The organism is Candidatus Binatia bacterium, from assembly GCA_029248525.1.
Lineage (GTDB): Bacteria > Desulfobacterota > Binatia > UBA12015 > UBA12015 > UBA12015.
In genome coordinates this window covers 698,498-718,345 of record JAQWJE010000049.1, presented here as the reverse complement: position 1 = coordinate 718,345, position 19,848 = coordinate 698,498, and the positions used below count along the sequence as shown (strand labels likewise).

Annotated in this window: 16 protein-coding genes; 4 read left to right on the top strand and 12 right to left on the bottom strand. The window is 59.4% G+C overall.

What is annotated here, in order from left to right; genetic code table 11:
* Positions 1 to 34 precede the first annotated feature (34 nt).
* Both P8K07_15680 and P8K07_15675 read right to left on the bottom strand, forming a co-directional pair.
* Complete coding sequence (locus tag P8K07_15680; protein MDG1959965.1) at positions 35 to 664, bottom strand: PIG-L family deacetylase; 630 nt, start codon at positions 662 to 664, stop codon at positions 35 to 37.
* Between the two features lie 139 nt (positions 665 to 803).
* Positions 804 to 1,481, bottom strand: coding sequence for a VTT domain-containing protein (locus P8K07_15675; protein ID MDG1959964.1), 678 nt, complete (start codon positions 1,479 to 1,481; stop codon positions 804 to 806).
* 118 nt (positions 1,482 to 1,599) lie between these two features.
* Between P8K07_15675 and P8K07_15670 the strand changes: the two genes are divergently transcribed.
* Together P8K07_15670 and P8K07_15665 are read left to right on the top strand one after the other, a co-directional pair.
* Entirely contained in the window at positions 1,600 to 1,803 is a 204-nt protein-coding gene (locus P8K07_15670) for a hypothetical protein (GenBank protein ID MDG1959963.1), read from the top strand.
* Positions 1,800 to 2,657 (top strand): fatty acid desaturase, encoded by an 858-nt coding sequence (locus P8K07_15665; GenBank protein MDG1959962.1) that lies wholly within the window; start codon positions 1,800 to 1,802, stop codon positions 2,655 to 2,657. The genes P8K07_15670 and P8K07_15665 overlap by 4 nt, the downstream gene beginning before the upstream one ends.
* Positions 2,658 to 2,681: 24 nt before the next feature.
* Here the strand turns inward: P8K07_15665 and P8K07_15660 are convergent, their stop codons facing one another.
* The gene (locus P8K07_15660) at positions 2,682 to 3,884 is read right to left on the bottom strand and encodes a CoA transferase (GenBank protein ID MDG1959961.1); all 1,203 of its coding nucleotides are present in this window, start codon (positions 3,882 to 3,884) and stop codon (positions 2,682 to 2,684) included.
* Entirely contained in the window at positions 3,881 to 5,044 is a 1,164-nt protein-coding gene (locus P8K07_15655) for an acyl-CoA dehydrogenase family protein (protein ID MDG1959960.1), read from the bottom strand. Before P8K07_15655 ends, P8K07_15660 begins: the two co-directional genes overlap by 4 nt.
* A 241-nt stretch (positions 5,045 to 5,285) precedes the next feature.
* Here P8K07_15655 and P8K07_15650 point away from each other — a divergent pair, with 241 nt between their 5' ends.
* Together P8K07_15650 and P8K07_15645 are read left to right on the top strand one after the other, a co-directional pair.
* Positions 5,286 to 9,014, top strand: coding sequence for an Ig-like domain-containing protein (locus tag P8K07_15650; protein MDG1959959.1), 3,729 nt, complete (start codon positions 5,286 to 5,288; stop codon positions 9,012 to 9,014).
* Positions 9,015 to 9,105: 91 nt separating this feature from the next.
* A complete protein-coding gene (locus P8K07_15645) occupies positions 9,106 to 11,148 on the top strand; it encodes a sulfatase (protein ID MDG1959958.1) in 2,043 nt (680 codons plus the stop codon).
* Here the strand turns inward: P8K07_15645 and P8K07_15640 are convergent.
* The 8 genes from P8K07_15640 to ctaD are packed head-to-tail and all read right to left on the bottom strand — an operon-like array spanning position 11,123 to position 19,826.
* A complete protein-coding gene (locus P8K07_15640) occupies positions 11,123 to 11,647 on the bottom strand; it encodes a hypothetical protein (protein MDG1959957.1) in 525 nt (174 codons plus the stop codon). The genes P8K07_15645 and P8K07_15640 overlap by 26 nt on opposite strands.
* Positions 11,647 to 13,947: a cytochrome c oxidase assembly protein gene (locus P8K07_15635; protein MDG1959956.1), complete on the bottom strand. Its 2,301-nt coding sequence runs from the start codon at positions 13,945 to 13,947 to the stop codon at positions 11,647 to 11,649. Before P8K07_15635 ends, P8K07_15640 begins: the two co-directional genes overlap by 1 nt.
* Positions 13,948 to 13,967: 20 nt before the next feature.
* Positions 13,968 to 15,437, bottom strand: coding sequence for a cytochrome b N-terminal domain-containing protein (locus P8K07_15630; protein ID MDG1959955.1), 1,470 nt, complete (start codon positions 15,435 to 15,437; stop codon positions 13,968 to 13,970).
* Positions 15,437 to 15,973 (bottom strand): Rieske 2Fe-2S domain-containing protein, encoded by a 537-nt coding sequence (locus P8K07_15625; protein ID MDG1959954.1) that lies wholly within the window; start codon positions 15,971 to 15,973, stop codon positions 15,437 to 15,439. The genes P8K07_15630 and P8K07_15625 overlap by 1 nt, the downstream gene beginning before the upstream one ends.
* Positions 15,966 to 16,721: a c-type cytochrome gene (locus P8K07_15620; protein MDG1959953.1), complete on the bottom strand. Its 756-nt coding sequence runs from the start codon at positions 16,719 to 16,721 to the stop codon at positions 15,966 to 15,968. The genes P8K07_15625 and P8K07_15620 overlap by 8 nt, the downstream gene beginning before the upstream one ends.
* Positions 16,718 to 17,560: a hypothetical protein gene (locus tag P8K07_15615; GenBank protein ID MDG1959952.1), complete on the bottom strand. Its 843-nt coding sequence runs from the start codon at positions 17,558 to 17,560 to the stop codon at positions 16,718 to 16,720. The genes P8K07_15620 and P8K07_15615 overlap by 4 nt, the downstream gene beginning before the upstream one ends.
* On the bottom strand, positions 17,557 to 18,162 hold the full coding sequence (locus P8K07_15610; protein MDG1959951.1) for a cytochrome c oxidase subunit 3: 606 nt from the start codon (positions 18,160 to 18,162) through the stop codon (positions 17,557 to 17,559). The genes P8K07_15615 and P8K07_15610 overlap by 4 nt, the downstream gene beginning before the upstream one ends.
* Complete coding sequence (gene ctaD / locus P8K07_15605) at positions 18,159 to 19,826, bottom strand: cytochrome c oxidase subunit I (protein MDG1959950.1); 1,668 nt, start codon at positions 19,824 to 19,826, stop codon at positions 18,159 to 18,161. Before ctaD ends, P8K07_15610 begins: the two co-directional genes overlap by 4 nt.
* Positions 19,827 to 19,848: the final 22 nt, after the last annotated feature.

Sequence of the window (19,848 nt, the reverse complement as noted above, 5' to 3'; positions counted from 1 at the left end):
GCAGCCAACGACTTTTACGACAAACAGGCCGGTCTCAGCGCGCACGATCCGAAAAGCAGCCGTTGATTTCCTTGACCACCTGGAAGGCCTCGGCGTAGGCCACGTGAATCTGATAGCCGCGATAAGCACAGCGACCCTTCACCCCTTCCACCCAGAGATCCCCATGCACTTTCACCTGCGACGCATGCGCCAATACGCTGTCGGACTTCTGATCGATCGTATCGGAGATATCGACATAGGACTGGGGATTGAAGCCTCCCGGCACGATGCCGCCCGGGATCGTCTGCTCGTACATATAGAGCGAGCATTGATTCTTCCGGCAGGCCGATATGACACCCCGGGACAGATTGTTGTGGTCCTGATGGGAGTCCTGATCCCATTGGGTGTAGATCATGTCGGGACGAACATCTTTCAAAATGGCATCAATCTGACCGACAAGAGCCCGATTGTACTCGAACTCCTCGGACTCGATATCCAGGAAACGCAGTTCCCCGCCAAGCACATCGGCCCCGGCCCGCGCTTCCTCACGCCGGACGTCGTTCATCGAGGGCACCGTGCCGACAACCATGGCTACGGAATCGCCAAAGTTGGCGTGCTTGGCGATCGTGCCGCCCATGCCGACTTCCATGTCGTCAGGGTGTGCACCAAATACCAGGATCCTCATCTGAACCTCCTCATGAAAAATGTACGCCGTCGCCGACCGCGTATCTAGCGGAGATCCGGAGCATGCGAAATCACCAAAATCGAACTCGCCACTCGTTTCATCGGCTAGATTGCCGAAAACGATAGGAATCTTCTCATTTTTAGTCCCGCAACCGACTTAAGCCAAGAAGTTGTCGGACACGGGCAAAGCAGAGTGGCAGCAGAAAAACGGCGGCCATCACCAGAGAAATCCATAAAAACTGTGCGGAGAAACCCTCGATCAGGGTGGATCCGAACAAGGAATAAAGGAAGGAGCGCACGACGCCGCCCGCCAGAACCGCCGCGGCAAATGGCAAAAAGCCCATCGTCGTCAGTCCCGAAGCCCAAAAAACCGCCGTCATCGGGCCCCCGGGATAAGCCATGACGACCAGAACCAGAAAGGGACCCAGAGCCTCAACGCGGGCCTCCATCTCGGGGTAGCGTTCCTTTATTTTTCGGCGCATACGCTCTCCGCCCAAACCACGACCCAGCGCGAAGGTGACAATTCCGGAGAAAAACAATCCCACGGCACCGAGGATTGTGCCCCAAAAGACGCCAAAACCAAGCCCCCCCACGGTGAGCAATACCAGCGACGGAAGCAGCAGAAATTGTCGGAAGGTCAGGACCGTTACGAATAGCAGGGGAGCCCAGCGGCCCCAGCTCTGAATCCACACCCGCAAGCCATCCAGGGAAAGGTCGAACGAGGCTTGCAGGTGGACCCAGTAACCGAGCGCAAAAGCCAGAGCCAGCAGGACCCAGACGGCCCATGGCGCCAGCCGAATTTGCCGAGTGGTGGACACGCCAGCACAGTACCCGTCCGCGCCTCGATTTCCATCCGCCGACCGCGAAGAATTCTGCTTGAAAACAGCTTCGCTAATCGCAAGAATCGGCCACAGGCTGGTGGGAAGGGTTCGCAACATGGATGAGTGGCCAAAGCGTGCGTTTGCACTCGTAAACAGTTGGGGAAAGCCCGTCTTCGGTCTCGTGTTTTGGGGCAGCGTCGGCGGTGCTTTCCTTCAGGAGGCCTTTCCCGACCTGAAACCGATGACCGCGCAGGCCATCGGAGGCTCGCTTGGTCTTGCCGCCGGATTGATCGCGCGGCATCGAAAGGGGTGGCTATGAACTCGTCGGATCTCGACGTCACCATCGCGGCCGAGAGGCGCATCGCGCGACAATTCATCGGCCGCTTCCAGTGGGAGATGGTTCTGATCGGACTGGGGCAGTTCACCTTATGGCTGGCGGTCTTCGTCGCCGGAATTCAAGGTGCACTACCTCTCTGGGCCGGATTCCCGATCGCTCTGGTCTGCTGCTGCTTTGCCTACCTGCCTTCGCACGAGGCCCAGCATGGAAACATCGCGGGCAAGAACGAAAGGCTGAAATGGCTGAATGAATTGGTGGGACACGTCAGTCTGAGCAACCTGTGCTATCCCTACCGCTTCGCGCAGGCCACTCATATGCGGCATCATGCCTTCACCAATGATCCCGATCGCGACACGGACTATCACTACTCCGGTCCGCATTGGTGGCATGCCGCACGCGGGGTCCATCGCGACCCGCCGCAAGAGATCCTCGAGCTCCATATGAACGAGGATCCTGTGTTTGCTCAGGACCTCGCCGCCTCCCTTCCGGTCAAGAAATTATTCTCACTGCTCATGCTGATCTGCGCGGTGGCCTGGCCACTGCCAACATTTTTTCTGTGGTGGCTGCCGTCCAGAATTGCACTGAGCTACACGACGGTCTTTTTCGCCTGGATGCCGCATCACCCGGCAGACCAACAGGAGCGCTATCAGCTGGCTCGCTTCTGGCGGCTCCCGATGGTCCCGCGCTTCGCCGTGCAGTCCATGACGCACCATGCAATTCACCACCTCTACCCGCGCATTCCACATTGGAGCCAGCCGCAGGCACTCAAGGCTTTGCGGCCTTTCATTGAAGCACATGAAATGCGCGGCGCGGAGATCCTGCAGGACTACCGTTAGCTCCTGCCAGGCGGGCAACGACCGCTAGAGAATGCCTGAATCTTTCAGGGCAGAAATTTCTTCCTCGCCCAAACCGAGAAGGTCGCCATAGACCTCGGCATTGTGTTGACCCAACTCCGGCGCCGGGCCGGCAACCTTGCCGGGCGTACGGCTCATCCGTGGATAAACACCCTGCATCCGAATGCGGCCGGCTACCGGGTCTTCGACTTCCGCCAGATCACCGCGCGCGGCGATATGCGGATCCTGCGCAATATCCTCTGCTGTAAAGGCCCGCGCAAAAGGAACGTCGCCAGCAACTGCCAACGATTCGATCTCGGCCGCGGTATGGGTACGACACCATTCCGCGACAACCCTGTTGATCGCATCCGTGTTCTCTACTCGTGCGCGAGCGGTGGCAAAACGCGAGTCGGTCAGAAGGTCCTCGCGGTCGATCAACTTCGCGAGTCGGGGGAAAAGACCATCGCCTGCCGCAACCAGACTGATGTAGACCCCGTCGAGCGTCTGCCAATTATCCAGCGGGGCCGAATTGGGCACCCGATTCCCGTGGCGTCCACGAACCACACCCAATCGATCATGCGCGGCAATTGTATGCTCGAGAATCCGCAACACCGATCCGTAGAGCGATAGATCAATTGTCTGTCCCTTGCCGCTGGCCCGGTCTCGCTCGAACAGGGCAACCAGAATCGAGAAGGCGTTGAAAACGCCGGTGAGATAATCCGAAAGTACGATCCCGGGACGAACTGGCGGCCGGTCGGCCTCACCCGTCAAATGCAAAAGACCACCCATCGCAATCCCGTTCCGATCCAGGCCTGGCCGATCGCGATAGGGACCGGTTTGCCCGTATACGCTGACCCGCGAAAGAATCAGACCTGGATGAATTTTATCCAGCACGTCCGGACCGATATTCCACTTCTCCAAGGTGCCGGGGCGGAAATTCTCGACAACCACATCAAAATGAGGGACCAGGCGACGAAAAAGTTCCTGGCCTTCCGCCTGACGCAGGTCCAGCGTGATCGACTTGCGCCCACGGCCCTCGACTGCCCACCAGAGCGAGTAATCCTCGGAAAACGGGCCGATCGCGCGCATGAAATCTCCACCACGAGGATTTTCAATCTTGACGACCTCGGCCCCGAAATCTGCCAGAAGGCCGGCCGCAAACGGGGCTGCGATACGGGTTCCGATATCGAGGACACGGAGCCCGGCCAGTGGGCCTGTGCCCTTGCTCATCGGGGCATGCCCAACGCCCGCTGGGCGATGATATTCCGCTGGATCTCGCTGGTACCAGCAAAGATCGAGGCCGCGCGATAGTACATCCAGGACCTCAATAAACGGCCCTGCGCCACCGCGTGCGGCCCCCCGTCCAGCAGGCCTGCGGGACCCAATAATTCCATCATGGTCTCGTGCATGCGTTGACTCATCTCGCTCCAATACAACTTGATAAAGGAAGACTCGGGCCCCAACTCCTCGCCTCGCGTCAGCCGCGTGAGGGTCCGCCAGTTGTTGAATTTAGCGATCTCGACCTCGATTTTCGCCTGCGCCAACTTCTGTCGCATCTGCGCGTCCACGCCCCGCTCCGCGGCAAGACGCAATAAATCATCCAGCAACATGCGATGAATCACCAACTGTCGCGGGGACGTTCCCCGCTCATGAGCCAGCGTGGTCTGTGCAATGCGCCAGCCTTCACCCGGCATCCCCACAAGGTTCTCGCGGGGCACACGCACTTGATCGAGGAAGACTTCGTTGAACTCGGTCGATCCGGTCATTTGGCGCAGCGGTCGCACTTCGATCCCCGGACTCCGCATCGGTACGATCAGGTACGAGATTCCGCGAGACTTCGATGCGGCAGGGTCCGAGCGCCCGAGCAAGATGCCGTAATCCGCGTATTGGGCCCAACTGGTCCAGACTTTCTGACCGCTCACCACGAATGCATCCCCGTCTTCTTCGATGCGAGTCGTCAGTCCCGTCAGATCCGACCCCGCGCCCGGCTCCGAGAATAATTGGCACCAGATATCTTCAGCGGTAAGGATTCGGCGGAGGTACTGCTCTCGTTGCCGATCGGTTCCGTGGGCCATCAAGGAAGGGCCGACCAGATTGACCCCGATGCGGTTGATCACTTCCGGCGCGCGCGCCGCGGCCATCTCCTCCTGGAAAATATAGTTCTCCTCGGCGGTCGCCCCGCGACCGCCATGCGACTCGGGCCAGTGGACGCCCACCCATCGCTCGCGCGCCAGACGCCCCTGCCATTCCCGCAGGAAGGAAAATTCCTCGGCCAGAGAAACCGGTTCAGGCCAACTGTCGGTACCAAACCCGGCCGGGATATTATCCCGAAGCCAGGACCGCAATTCACCCCGAAATGCCTCTGCAGCCTCCGAAAAACGCATCTCCATCGCCTTCGGCTTCTATCGCGGATCTTGCGAAATTGCATACCCCGCATTCGCTGGGCCTTTTGCGCTGAGAAAAGTTGTGGCAGCTCCGCAGAAGCACGTCCGCCCGTGCAAAATCGGGGCTATGTAGCGATTTTTAAACTTCCCTCCCAAACCCTGAAATGACACACTTAAGTCTTGTTGTTCGACGCATTTTCCGCTCGAGGGAATCTTGAGCCGGCGAGTCGGCGTTCTCATATCTCCCATGTCCTCGATTCGAAATCTCCGCGCGACTGAGTGCCTCTGGTTCGTCGCATTGGTTTGCTTGTGGGTCGGCTCGATCTCGACACCCTCTTCCGCGGCCTACCTTGTCGGCATCCGCGTCGAGCCGAATAATATTGTCCTCGAACCGGATCAGGAATACGCCTATCGGGCCTTCGCAGAATATTCGGACAATACCTCTGTCGAAATCACTTCGTTCGCCACGTGGACCACTTCGAGATCTTCTGTTGCACGCATGAGCAACGAACCGGGGAGTGCCGGCACCGTCATCGCCCGAGGCCCCGGCGAGGTCAAAATTCAGGCGAAGTTCTACTACTTCGATGACAGCAACAGGGGCAGTGCCGACCTTCGGGTTGATGCCGGTCCCATCACCGGACTCCGCACCAAGCCCACCACAAAATCTCTCGAGGTCGGTCTTGCCGAGACTTTTACGGCACGACTCATGTACCAGAGCGGCTACGACGTCGATATCACCAGTCGCGTACAGTGGAGCAGCTCGGACCCGACGATCGCGTCGGTGACCATCAACGACGAGCAAGATGCAAGGGTCACCGCAAACCGGGTCGGTACTACCAATATTTCCGCTTACGATCCCGAAAGTGGCTTCCGCAACACCGACGGATTCACCCGCGTCCGTGCGCGCGTGACGCATATCGACTTCGAGGAGTCCGAATACCTGCTCGGCCTCAATATGGAGTTACCGCTGCGCGTCTATGCATACCGTGATGACGGAACCCGAACGCAGATTACCGAGGATGTCGATTACCTGCTCAGCAGGGCCGGGATCGCGGTGGTTACCTCGGGGAATGAAAACCCCGGCGGTATTCGCCCCCTGCGCCAGGGAAGCGTGCAGGTAGATGCATTCGACCCGGAGCGCGGCCTCTATGCCAGTTCGAGTCTGGGGAAGACCACGATCCGCGTCTCGGGGACTCTGCAGAGAATTCTGGTCGACCCCCTGTCGGTGCGCATCGGAGATTCCCGTAACGCGCATGCCTACGGCCAACTGTCGACCGGGGAGCTTACGACTGATTTGCGTCGCGTCGTGACCTGGCAGTCCATGAATACATCGATTGCCACGATCAAGAATTCGGGCGGCAGTCCCGGCGAAATTACCGGACACAGCGCGGGAACAACCACCATCGTCGCCATCGATCCTGTCACGGGGATATCGTCGCCAGGCTTGAACAACCTCGAGGTTCGTCCCCCCACGGAGCCCCCCCAACCCATCATCCGGCTCCGCACAAAACCGACCACCAAATCTCTGGAGATCGGTCAGGAAGAACTCTTCACCGCTCGCGGCGTCTATGCGTCCGGCAGTGATACGGACATCAGCGATCGCGTCCGCTGGAGCAGTTCGGATCCCCAGATCGCATCCGTCATCAGTTCGGGGCCAAACGCGGGATGGGTGTCCGCCCATCAAATCGGGACCTGTGTGATCACCGCCTACGATCCCGAGACAGCGCTTTCGAGCACCGATGGGGACACCGTGGTTCGCGCGGGCGTCACACATATCGATTTTGAGGCACTGCAGTACGTTCTCGGCAGAGATATGAATCTTCCCCTCCGTGTCTATGCTTATCGTACCGACGGAACCCGCTCTCAGATCACCGACGATGTGGTATTCGGGATTCAAGGCGCAGGTGTCGTGAGTATCGTCGAAGGTGGCAATGATGCTGGTCAGATCACCGGTCTTCGAGCGGGAACCGTGACCGTTGACGCGTTTGATCCCGAACGCGGGCTGCGTGCCAGCGACAGTCTCGGATCGACGACAATCCGCGTGGAAGGAGTGCTGCGGGAAGTTCTGGTGCAGCCCCTCGCGATAACCACGGGCGAATCTCGCAATGCGCGCGTCCACGGCCTTTTGAGCACCGGCGGCGTTACCAGCGATCTGCGCCGCGTTGTCAGCTGGGCCACCGACAACTCTTCGATTGCTACCGTCAGCAACGCAGTCGGGAGCCCGGGCGCAGTCACAGGCGTAAGCGCGGGAACGACAACCCTGGTCGCGACAGAGAACAGCACCGGAATAGCCTCGCTGCAGAGCAACAATCTCGAAGTTCGCGGCGCGATTGAATCGATCGAAATCGAACCAGACTCCCTGCACCTCGGCGTCGGCCTTCGCTATCCATTGCGCGCCTACGGCAAGCGCGCGGACGGAAGTCGCAGCAATATCACCAGCACGGTGGTCTGGTCCTCGACCAACGAATCAGCAATCTCGATCGATGGAGATGGATGGGTGCAGGCACAGGCTGTCGGCGAAAGTACCGTGCAAGCCTTCCACCCGGCGACAGGACTGACTGCGTCGGGCAGTCCCGCGCGCATCACGGTCGGCGGGACGGTCGAAGGCCTTGAAATCACTCCCATGCGCGTCGATATCGGCAATCAGCGCAAGGCAAAGGTTCGCGCGAGACTCTCGGATGGAAGCGAAACTGACGATCTGCGGCCAGCTTTGGAGTGGCGGGTTGAGGACCCGACGATCGCACGAGTGGGATCCGCGGAAAACCCTGATCTTGATCCGGGTGAAGTCGAGGGGCTCAGCGCTGGCTGGACGACCCTGGAGGCGCGTGATCCGGTGAACGGATGGGTCACCTCAGGCCGTCGGAATCTGAAAATTCAGGGGAGCATCGTCAGTATCGCGATGGAAGCCCCGGATCGAGGACTCGTCGGGTTCGGAACCCAATCGACGTTCAAGGTCCGTGCGACCTTCGAAGATGCCGAGACCCAGAACATCAGTGATAAATGCGAGTGGTCTACCGACGCTGCAGCCATTGCGAGTGTAACCAACGAGCCCCCGGAGAAAGGAATCGTCAGCGGCCACCAAGCGGGACGGACAACAACTATTCGCGCCAATTGCAGCGGTCTTACCGCCTCGCTCGAGGTCGTCGTTCTGGGCGGGAGCACCGGACTTCGCTTTGGCAACAATCGCACACGGTTCTCCGCCTACCGGAGCTACCGCTTCCGCGCCTACGCGGAATACGCGAACGACCAACTTGTCGATGTCACACGTGAAGCTGTCTGGGTGCTGACCAACGAGGAGGTTGCCGAGTTCGACCCGCAGGAACCCGGGAAGGTCAACTTTCTCGGATCCGGCACGACGTATCTGGTCGCGTCATACGAGAACGGCTTCTTCGCCATTGTGGAACTCATCGTTTCCGGAGGCGTTGAAACGATGAAATTCACGCCCAGGAAAGTCACCATCCGCGGGGGCACGGGAAGGCGATTGCGGCTCACCGGCACGCTGAGCGATGGGCGCGAAATCACGATGACCCGATACGCGGAGCTGAAATCCAGCGATGAAAGCATCGTCCGCCTTGCTCCGACCGACGCGGAACCCGGGCGCATTCTGACCGGCGGTACGACAGGCACCGCAACCATTACCGCCACGACACCCACCGGAGTTGAAGCAACCGCCACGATTCGAGTGCGTGAAGCCCTCCAATCGCTCGAGCTGACCGCGCGCCACAGCGAGCTTCAGAGCGGAGAGAGGGGCCGGTTCCGCGTCATTGGGACCTACGAGAACGGGAAGCGCCGCTACCTGACTCGCTATGCTCACGTGATCAGCACCGACCCCTCGATTATCGAGGTCAAGGAGCAGCGCGGGAGCTACGGACAAATGCAGGCGCAGAGGCCTGGCGAAGTCCTTCTGTGGGCAACGGATATCGGAACCGGGCTCACTTCCCCGCCAGTAACCATTCGCGTCACACCCCAACCTTGATTCTGCGATCATCACCTATCTGAATTCGACTTCAGATCCGCTTCCCTGCTAGCGCATAGGGTGAGGTGTGTTTGCCATGAGGATTTCAACAATGACGACATTCGATTCAGGGTTCCGCCGTGCGAGCATTCTGGCCCTGGCGGCGATAGCGGTCACGTTGGGTGCCTGCGAAGCGCCGTCGAACGACCCCTATCGCTCCACGGCAGAGCTACGGCAACAAATCGCGATCGGCCCGGAAGGCTCGTTCGGCTGGGATTGTGCCATTAACGATGAAATTCGTCCGGCTCTTGGCTGCCCGCAAATCCACCAACTTCTCCATGATGTCCGAGCCTTCCCCGACGAAGTAGACGCGGTCGCTGCGCGCGTCGCGATCCCCCGGGAACTCATTGGAAAACCGATGATCTTCGAAACCAAGCTGGTAGGCCGCCGGGGACATAGCTGGGAGCCACGCCAAGAATTTTACCTGGCGAAAACACCTCCGGTGCTGGAACTGGAAATCCCGATGGAGGGAATGATTACCGACAAGGCTCGCGAACTCCGTATTCTGGTCAACGGAATCGCCGTGGCGGAAGCCAAACAATCCTGGGTCACGCAGGAGATGACACTTCCCGAAAATGCCAACTTGACCACCGGCATCGGCCAACAAAAGCCCATCCTCGAGATCGAGCATCCCCAGACGAATTTCCGCATCCGCGTGGTGGGTGATCAAATCGATCAAACTCTGGGCGAGGGAACCATTGCTCCACCCCCGGCAGACTGGGAGCAGAAGACATGGGATATCTCCGAGTTTTCCGGAGAGAAAGTCCGGTTCGTATTCGAGTCCGAGCGTGTCGAGGACGGAGTTTCCTTTCCTTTGTTCGGCTCACCGCAGGTGCAGGTTCGAAAACCTCGCGGCAAACAGCGTAATGTGATTCTGATCTCGCTGGATACGTTGCGCGGTGATCATGTCGAGAAGGTGCAAGATGGCATCGCCCTGATGCCATCGCTTGCCAAAGTGGCCGAGGGGGGCGTTCTTTTCGAGAAGGCCTTTTCCGCTTACCCCTCGACCAGCGCCGGTCATATGTCTTTGTTCACGAGTGTCTACCCTGTCGTACACCGAGTCACTTTCGCCAACCAACTCGCGCCCCGATGGCTGACAACCGTCACCGAGGTCTTTGCGCAGAATGGCTACACGACCGGCGCTGTAACCGAGAATGCCATGCTCGCGGCGCATTCGGGATTTGCCCGTGGCTTCCAGAGCTACAAGGAGAACAAGGGTATTGGACGATGGGAATCAGCTGGCGAAGCCGAGGCAACATTCAACGACGGCATCACCTGGCTCAAAAATCATTCCGATGAAATATTTTTCCTCTTTCTGCATACCTACGAAGTCCACTCTCCCTACAAGCCCCCCGCGGACGTCGCCCTGCCGCCGCTTCCAGCCACAGCTTCGGTCGCGGAGAAAAAGTTGCGGAACTATCAGGGCGAAACCCGGCACACCGACCGCACGATGCAGAAACTTTTCGAGACACTGGAGGAACTCGACCTGAGCAAGGAAACCATCGTGATCATCACCTCCGATCATGGAGAGGCTTTTGGCGAGCATGGCCATGTCGGACATTCCTGGAAGGTTTATGACGAGTTCCTCCACGTCCCATTGATCTTCTGGGCGCCAGGCTTCCTGCCGGCCGGCAAGCGCGTTCCCGGTCAGGTTTCCCTGGTCGATGTGGCCCCGACCATCTTTGATCTGGTCGATCTGGCGCAACCGGCGAGCATGGCCGGCAACAGTCTGGCTCCGCAGATCCGCGGAGAGATCGGTGCTTCAGCAGAAAGCTATATCTATGCCGAAGCTCCGAAGGGCGGGAAACCGACAGGTCGTGTCTTTGGTGCGCGAAACGAGAAATATAAATTTATTTCGCGGGAGTTCGCGACCGAGCCCCTCGAGATTTACGACCTCGAGGCCGACCCCGGCGAACAGGAGAACCTCGTCGGCGATCCGGAACTGATGGAACTGGGCCGACAGGCTCTGGCGCCCTACCGCACCTGGAATGAGGAGACTCTGAGTCGCGACGCCGCGGGCAACCTTCCCCCGGCAACAACAACGCTCGACAGCGATATGCAGAGAAAACTCAAGGTGCTGGGCTACGTCGACTAGAACCGTGTGAGCGTCCCCCTCGGGAACGTGTCGCGCGGGCGACCAGCAGGACCACAAGAGGGAAAAGCAGCCAAGGCCAGGCGCGACGCCAGAGCCCGGGCCCGTCGTGGACCTCAAAAGAAATTCTGAACATTTCTCCACCACCAAACGCTGGCGAACGAGTCTCCAACGTCCATGTTCCGGTCTCATGAAAAAAGACCGGCGCCCCCTGAATCAAGAGGTTGTCGGCAAAACCTGGCTGAGCGATTCGGGTCTGCTTGCTCCCGTCGGGAGCAGCAATTGTCATCTGCAACTTCGGCTCGAGAAGGACCCCCGCCTCCGGGTCTTCGAGCAGCACACCGAGAGATCCCTCTCCCAGAACCAGCCCCGGGCTCTCGGCATAGAGATACCAGGTAACTCCCTCAGCATTGCCTCGAGCGACCTCAACGCCGGGGTCGGCGTCCACGGCGACCGGCATCGCCAAGAGGATCAAAGCGAGCCATCGCCACCCGAGGCGCATCAGTTGCCTCCACCGGCCAACAATAGAAGTCCGCGCATCTCCATAGGCTGGAAGGTGATCCAGACGCCGCAGAGAAACAGGAGAACAGCGACCACGCTCCAGGGCAGAGCCGCCCACTCCGCACGTCTCGGATCGGCTCCCAACCGGCCAGCACACTGCCAAATGCGCCAGAGGGAAAGCAGCAAGCCGATATCGAGAAGCAAGAGCCCCAATGCCTGCATGCCGTGAGACGCATGACCCAAAATGAACAAGGGCTGCTCGAAGTCCCAACCAAGATCCCGCATACCCCGAATGGCGACGGGCCATACAGAATTCCAACCGCTCGCGAAATGAAATAGAAAGTGCGCGCACCACATGGAAAGCCCCAAAGGAATCAGAGGGAATACAAAGCTGCAGGCGACCGCTCGACTCGCCATATCCATATGGCCCAAACGGCGACTGAGAATCGTCGCGACGACAATCAACAATAATGGCAACCCGATCAGCAGCAAAAGAAGCAAGCCAGCACTCGCGGCCTCCGGCGACAGCTGCGGGAACCCCGCAACCAGTTGCTCTTCCCACGCGACAAAAGGCGCCGTCATCGCAACTGCAGAAACAAAGGCCGCACTGATCAGCAGCGCGGCAAGTGCCGCCAGATCCGGGCGCTGGGCCAACCGCCCGATGGAGGCTCGGGGGCCTTCCTCAATAGTTTCCCGAGCCAGGCTTGTCGCAAGAATACCGATATTGTCTTCCGGACAAGCGCGCACACAATCGAGGCAGAAGGTGCAGTCCAGACTACCAACCTTCCGCGGAAGATAGAGGTCCAACTCACAGCCACGAGAAACCTCATTCCCGACCAAGCAGTCCCGAGTTCGGCAGTCGCCACACGTTGCGGGGTCGCGCACCTCCACCGAAAGCGGCGAAACCATGGATTGGATAAAGTGAAACTGCCCGATCGGACAGACCCATTTACAAAAAGGGGCGCCCCTGAAAAACCCGTCAACCAGAAGTGCGACCGCGAAATATCCAACGATGATCCATGCGGTCCAGAAGGGACTATCCCAAATCCCCAGGACTTCGTACGCCACCAGATAAGCGGCGAGCAAGGCTAGTGCGAGCCACTTCGAGCGCAGGGCACGCGGCCAGCGCCGCCCTTCCGGCAAGAACTTTCGCGCCAACTCTCTCGGCAGGAGGAAAGGACATGCGAAACAGAAAATATTCCCTGCAACCAGCAACCCCACCACGACAAACGCTCGCCAGTACGTCCAGGGAAGAACGCCCGCGAGGTTCCGCCCACTTTCGGGATCACCCCACCAACCATCGGCAACCACCAGCAGGGCGAGTAAAAATAGCGAGAACTGCACCATACGACGCACGCGCAAGGAGCGCAGCAGCCCCCCCAACCCGGCGACTCGAAGAAGATCAAAGCGGCGCGCCCCCGCGCGTGTTCCCCCCAACCGCTCGAACAAGCCCTCGCGCGGTTCCGGCCGGGAGCCGGGCCGACGCACCAGATTCGGCGAGAGCGCGTCGACCACAACGGCGAGCAACGCCGTGAGGAGAACGACCGTTCCCGGCACCCACATCAGGGCGCCAGCCAAGGCCTGGTCTTCCAGCGGCGACAATGAGCCGATTCGGGGTGCCGCGGCGTAGGTGGGATAGATCGGAGTCGAACTGAAGGAAAAAATTGCCGAAAGAACGGAGGCCTGTACATCTGCGAGCAGTAGATACGGCACCATGGCAAGCCTCGGCCAATGCGGCTTGCTCGGCCACGGCTGCACCACCGGCCACCAGAAAAGCAGCGAAGCGGCGAGAAAAGAAAGGTGTTCGGCACCGTGCCAGAACGTGTTGCGCAAGGCCAGATCGTAGAGAGCCGGGGCGTGCCAAACCCACGTGACCAGAACAAAAACGCTCCAGCAAACGACTGGATGCGTGAGGCGATGGAAGAAATTCTGCCATCGACGCTGGCGCAGCACACGCCCCGCACCCTCTTTGGCAACGCTCTCGGGAAGACCGCGCAAGAACGGCAAGGCGGGTGACCCGAGCAATAAAAGTGGCGGGGCCACAAACATCAGGAGAAGGTGCTGCACCATATGGGTCCAGAAAAGAAACCCCGCAAAAGTGTCGAGCGGTGAGGCGATCGCCACCCACACGACCAGCAATCCAAGACCAAAGCACCAGGCGCGCCATGGAGGAAAGCGATCCGGCATCTGCACCCGGACGCGACCGAAGCCCCGCAAATAGAGCAAAAGGCTGCCCGCCAGCAACAAGATCTCGACCGGATCCAGCCGCCACGACCCAAGCACTGCGTCGGCCAACACCATGATCTATGTGAACCCGTCGATCAGCGAGGCTCTGTCGAGTTACGCTCGGGAGGTTGCCCGCCCCGAACCATCGTTTCCAGGAAGGCTACCAGCGCCGTGACCTGTTCCGGACTCAGGTGCTTGCCGTAGGCCGGCATATTACCGCCCCCTTGCAACACCTGACGAATCAACTCGTCATGGCTCAAACGACCCGCCACATCGTCCAGAGGAGGACCACGCAGGCCGCCCTCACCCCCGAGCGAATGACAGTTACGGCATTGCTTGTTCTGAATCACCAAAGCGCCCTGTAATTCCAGAGGCGTGCGCCCCTGCACATATTGGACCGGCGTGGGGACACCGCTCCAGGCCGACATATGAGGCGACCAGGGGGAGAAGGTCCCCAACCAGGCCAGGACCCCGAGGATCAGGAAGACCATGATCACCAGCACCCAGGCACCGGGCCTGCGCTTGAAGCTCTTTTCTCCAAGATTGGAATAGAAGGGCAAGGCGACGGCCAACAGGATCAACACCGGCGGCCCCGCCAGCATCAGGAAGGACTCCATATAAGGCGGAAGCAAGGCGAAGATGGCGAAGAGGGGCAGGAACCAGAAATCTGGCCGGGGAAGGGTATTGATCAAGGTCGGATTGGGCTCGCCATTCGGGCCCGCGGGACCAAAAACGGCCGCACATGTGACCAGTGCCAGAAGCACAATCCCGGCAAAGACCACATCCTTCTGGACGCCATCAGGCACGAAGGGCTCGCCTTCGTCTGCCACCAACTGATGGTACTCCTCGAGATATCGCTCCCGCGTCACCAGACGCCCGGGCATCGGCCATTCATTGATCCCGATCTTGACCACCAGCCACAGGTGCAGAGCGATCAGGCCAAGAAGCAATCCGGGCAGGACAAAAACATGCAGGGCAAACCAGCGGGACAGCGTCTCGGCGCCGATGATCGGACCACCGAGAACCAGATGGATCAATTCGCCGCCGATCAGAGGCACGCGGCCGATAATCGAGACAACAATGCCGAGCCCCCAGTAGGCATCTTGATCAAAGCGCATGATTTGTCCGGAAAAACCCATGGCTAGCGTCAGAATAAAGAGCAGGCAGCCCACCACCCAGGTCAGCTCTCGCGGGTATTTATAAGCCCCGAACATGAACACCTGCACCAGGTGGATCGTCATCAGGGCAATCATGAAATGAGAGCCCCAGGCGTGCATCGCGCGCAGGAACCAACCCAGGGGCTGGACGTAGTTCAGATAGAGCAGACTCTTCCAGGCTTCATCGGCCGCCGGCGCGTACACCAGGGCAAGGCAGATACCTGTGATGATCTGCATCACCAGACAAAGAAGCGTGGCCGATCCAAAAACATACGCCCAGCTCGCCGCGTTGGACGGCACGGCGTGCACGATCGGTGGCAGGATCGATTCGGTAAAATGGAGCCTGTCGTCAAACCACGTACCGATACGCGCGAGACGGTTTTTTGGCCCGGAACCCGTTGCCGCCATCAGACCCCCGCCGAAAGCGACGGAATTTGCCCGCCACGGACCCAGAGGTCATCGCCTCGGAGTTCATATTCGTATTCGTAGAGACCGCGCGGCGGTGGACCCGACGCACGGGCGCCGTCGGCGTAATAAACGCCACCATGACAGGGGCACATGAATAGCTGGGACTCGCGGAACCAACGCACCGGACAACCGAGATGAGCACAGTTGATGGCGAATATTTGAAATTTCTCACCGTCGACGTGGCGCACCCAGCAGGGGATCTCGGCCGTCATGCCATCCCAGGGAACCCGAAAAGGATTCGTATAGCTGGCCAGCCGCGTCTCCCCACTGGGAAAGCTTTTGATATCGCCCAGAGGAATCCAGGCGTTATAGGCCTTCCGTCGCATGGCACCTGCGATGTAGCCAATCAGAGGAATCCCGATCAGACCAGCAGCGATCACGTTCAGAAAAACTCCGAGTTTGAGGAGAAAAAATCGTCGCGACACCGAAGGGGGCGACGGAGGATTCATCGTGGGCGCCTTTTGCTCCTCAGCCATCAGATTTCTCCCGAGCGACCATGGCCGCTTGTTTGTCCTTCCCGGGGTAAGGTCGCCCGGGGAATTCGACACGGTGCGAGGCAAGCCAGGCCACCAGATCGGTTACGTCCTGTTCGCTCAGCGCTCCCGATCGGTAGCCGAACCAATCCGGCATACCCAGATCGACACGACCAAAGATGACCGTAGATCGCAGGGACTGGTCACTGACCAGGGCAAGGAATGCCGGGTCCACGACCGAACCGTGAACCGAGCCGCCCTGACCGTCGCCAGTCGGGCCATGACAGGAGGCGCAGGCACGCTGGAACGTTCTCTGTCCGGCAGCCACGCTTCCGGAACCGACGACGCGGTAGGACGGGGGTCGCCGCCCTGCCAGCACTTTGGGATCCGCCCAGCGCTCGCGCATGCCGGCCAGAACCAGATTAATTTGTTTGGCGCTCAGCCCCAGACCGTCGGTGGCCAAAAATCCGGGCATCGCACTTCCCTTGACGCCGTGGGCAATTACGCCCCGCATCTCATCATCCGTGACGACGCCGAGATAAACCGGGTCATTCATTGGACGGGCCGCAGCCAGCTTGCCCTCTGCACCATGGCAACCGGCGCAATGAGTCGACCAGAGTGTGTTGAAGTCGGTAACATCAATCGGGTTGATCGGACGTGCAGACTCGAGCGGCTTTCCCGGCAAACTGTCACAGCCCAGGGCGAAGACCAGCAATCCTGCCGCACAGGCGGAGCGAAGCAACCAACTCATTCGGGTCGCTCCTTTTCGCCGATGATGCCAGGCGCCTCGACACCGGCACGTTCATAGATCGAAAGGCTCTGCAGCGTCTCGATCTTCTCGGTGCGATCCACAACCACACCGGCGACCACACCAAAGGCAATCTGCGATGCCACGAAAAAGGGCCACTGTATCAAGGCTTCCAGCTTGGGATCGACCACCCCGACGCCCGTATAGACCAAGCTCGTCCATAAGAGAGGGGCTACGAAACCGCCCCATAAAATCGGTTGGCGCGGGAACATCGGCAAGAGCGTCCCGTAGAGAAGCCCCATGAAAAGCGACAAGAGCACGTGGATGATCAAACCCACACCCAAGCCGATCGCGCTGAATTGCATCAGCTCATCAGGCGTCAGCGCCGCCAATGACGAAACCGCCGAGGCCGCCAGCAGGTTCACCACATACCAGGGACTTCCGAGCACAAAGATACCGTAAATCTCGGCCGTGAGGGCCATGGCGATGCCTCCGACCAACCCGCCCTTGATCCCCGCACTGTAGGGATGTCGGGCCAGAGGCAGGCGCATCCGGTGCATATCCTCGCCGACCGACAATCGCTCGGCCTCACCCGCGGTCGCAACCACCGAGGGGCGTTCCGACACCGGAACCCGGGGCACCAGACTTTCGTCCGCGTGCGGCAAAACGAGGCGAAACCATCCGGTCGCCGAGATCGCAAACAGGACCACGCCGGTCACCGTGACGGCGGCATGCGTGACCAGACCGGCAAAGCCGAGGGTCAACCCGACGGCCGCCAGCAGCGGCCAGCCGGTGTTGGCCGGCAATTCGATACCTTCCTCTTGTGGCAAACTTTCCCTCATCGGATCACATAAACGACCGTGAAAACCACGATCCATACGGCGTCTACGAAATGCCAGTACCAGGAGAGAATTTCGACGCGCTCGGCATGTTCTTCCCGGACGTGGCCAAGCAGACAAAGAATCAGCACGAAGGCGAGCATCGAGAGACCGATCGTCACATGCAGCGCATGGAAACCGACCAGCGAGTAGAAAGTTGTCCCGAGCAGGTTCGAGTAGATCGTCAGGCCTTCATGATAGATCAATCCCCACCATTCGATACCGGTGGCCCCGAGAAAAACGCCCCCGAGAGCGATCGTAGCCAACATCCAGAGTTCGAAGGGGATCAATTTCCCTCGCGCCAGCGCGCGCGTGGCCATCACCACCGTGAGGCTGGACGAGAGCAGACAAATCGAGGCGATGATGGGCGTATTCAGGACATCGGCAAAGGGTCCGGTCAGACTCTTTCCGAGGTAGAAAAGGTGCGCGACGACAAAGATCGCAAAGAAGGTCGATTCGGTCAGGATCAGACAAGCCATGCCCACCTTGCCCTTGGAGGGCAGGATCCATTCCTCGTGCTCGGGCGGCACATCCATTGCGGCCGTTGGCTGGGTGGAAGTACTCATTCGTACTTCCAATCAGGATCCTCGGGATGCTTGCGATCCCAAAGCGGCCGACGACTGTGCACCACGGGCAATTCTTCGAAATTATAGGCCGGCGGTGGCGAAGTTGTTGTCCATTCCAAAGTCCATGCATCCCAGGGATCATCCCCGGCTTCTTCGCCGTTGCGGGCTGACCAGTAGAGGTTCCAGACGAAAAAGAGAATCCCGATTGCCTGAACAGCGACGCCAATGGACGCCATCAGGTTGAAGATATCCCAACCCCGGCCAGCATCGTACGTGTAGATTCGCCGTGGCATCCCGAGAATCCCCGAGCCGTGCATCGGCCCGAAGGTGAGATTGAACCCGACGAGGAAAATCCAGAAATGCAGGTGGCCGATCTTCCGGCTGAGCATCCGGCCGGTCACCTTCGGATACCAATAGTAGACGGCGGCAAAGAACATGAAGAGCAGGCCGCCGATGAGCACATAGTGAAAATGCGCCACGACGAAGTATGAATCGCTCAATTGCCAGTCGAAAGGCACCACCGACAACATGATGCCCGTCAAACCGGCGATCACGAACTGGCACAAGAACGCCGTGGAAAAGAGCATCGGCAATTCAAAGCGAATCTTCCCGCCCCACATGGTCGCCAGCCAGTTGAAGATTTTCAGGCCGGTCGGGACGGCAATCAGCATCGTCGAGGCGGCAAAAAATGTGTTGGCGGAAGGAGAGAGGCCCACCGTGAACATATGGTGCGCCCAGACCCCGAGGCTGATGAAGCCGATCGAAAGAGTTGCGTAGACCATCATCGAGTAGCCGAAAATCACCTTGCGGGAGAACACCGGAATGATTTCAGAGGCCCAAGCGAAGGCCGGTAGAATCAGGATATAGACTTCCGGGTGGCCGAAAATCCAGAAGAAATGCTGCCACAATACGGCCGACCCTCCGGCCTGCGTGTCAAAAAAATGCGATCCGAGGAAGCGATCGAAGAGCAGCATGAACTGCGCGGCGGTCAGCGGGGTAAGCGCGACCAGCACGAGCACAAAATCCACCAGCATGATCCAGGTGAAGACCGGCAGCTTGGAAAAGGTCATGCCACGGCAGCGCGAACACAGGATGGTCGTGACCAGATTGAGGGCGGTCATGGTCGAACCAAGCCCCGACACCATAATTCCGAGAATCCAGTAATCCGTGCTGTTGCCGCGCGAAAAAGCCTTGCCCGTCAACGGAGCGTAGGCAAACCAGCCCACATCGGGTGCCGTTCCCGCACCGTAGAGGCCATCGCCCCCCAAAAAGCTGAAATAGAGCAGGCAGCCACCCAGGAAAAATAGCCAGAAACCCATAGAATTCAGCCGTGGAAAGGCCAGATCTCGGCAACCAATCTGTAGTGGAATCAGGTAGTTGGCGGATCCAAAGAGCATCGGCATTCCAACGAGAAAAACCATCGTTGTGCCGTGCATGGTCATCATGCGGTTGAAGGTCTCCGGGGCAAGAAATTGCAGGTCCGGAAACGCCAACTGGATCCGCATCAACGAAGCCTCGAGCCCCCCGAAACCGAAGAAAAACAGCGCCGCTCCGATGTACATGACGCCTAATTTTTTATGATCGGTGGTTGTTGCCCAATCGTGAACGGTCACCCAGCGCGAAACGGGAGCCGTCTCCGATGCGGTGCCGATCGGTCCGTCCATCACCGTCATGCGGCCTCCCCGA

Coding starts and splice junctions, on each gene's coding strand:
- P8K07_15680 (MDG1959965.1), bottom strand. CDS start 664: ATGAGGATCCTGGTATTTGGTGCACACCCTGACGACATGGAAGTCGGC.
- P8K07_15670 (MDG1959963.1), top strand. CDS start 1,600: ATGGATGAGTGGCCAAAGCGTGCGTTTGCACTCGTAAACAGTTGGGGA.
- P8K07_15665 (MDG1959962.1), top strand. CDS start 1,800: ATGAACTCGTCGGATCTCGACGTCACCATCGCGGCCGAGAGGCGCATC.
- P8K07_15660 (MDG1959961.1), bottom strand. CDS start 3,884: ATGAGCAAGGGCACAGGCCCACTGGCCGGGCTCCGTGTCCTCGATATC.
- P8K07_15655 (MDG1959960.1), bottom strand. CDS start 5,044: ATGGAGATGCGTTTTTCGGAGGCTGCAGAGGCATTTCGGGGTGAATTG.
- P8K07_15650 (MDG1959959.1), top strand. CDS start 5,286: ATGTCCTCGATTCGAAATCTCCGCGCGACTGAGTGCCTCTGGTTCGTC.
- P8K07_15645 (MDG1959958.1), top strand. CDS start 9,106: ATGACGACATTCGATTCAGGGTTCCGCCGTGCGAGCATTCTGGCCCTG.
- P8K07_15640 (MDG1959957.1), bottom strand. CDS start 11,647: ATGCGCCTCGGGTGGCGATGGCTCGCTTTGATCCTCTTGGCGATGCCG.
- P8K07_15635 (MDG1959956.1), bottom strand. CDS start 13,947: ATGGTGTTGGCCGACGCAGTGCTTGGGTCGTGGCGGCTGGATCCGGTC.
- P8K07_15630 (MDG1959955.1), bottom strand. CDS start 15,437: ATGGCGGCAACGGGTTCCGGGCCAAAAAACCGTCTCGCGCGTATCGGT.
- P8K07_15625 (MDG1959954.1), bottom strand. CDS start 15,973: ATGGCTGAGGAGCAAAAGGCGCCCACGATGAATCCTCCGTCGCCCCCT.
- P8K07_15620 (MDG1959953.1), bottom strand. CDS start 16,721: ATGAGTTGGTTGCTTCGCTCCGCCTGTGCGGCAGGATTGCTGGTCTTC.
- P8K07_15615 (MDG1959952.1), bottom strand. CDS start 17,560: ATGAGGGAAAGTTTGCCACAAGAGGAAGGTATCGAATTGCCGGCCAAC.
- P8K07_15610 (MDG1959951.1), bottom strand. CDS start 18,162: ATGAGTACTTCCACCCAGCCAACGGCCGCAATGGATGTGCCGCCCGAG.
- ctaD (MDG1959950.1), bottom strand. CDS start 19,826: ATGGACGGACCGATCGGCACCGCATCGGAGACGGCTCCCGTTTCGCGC.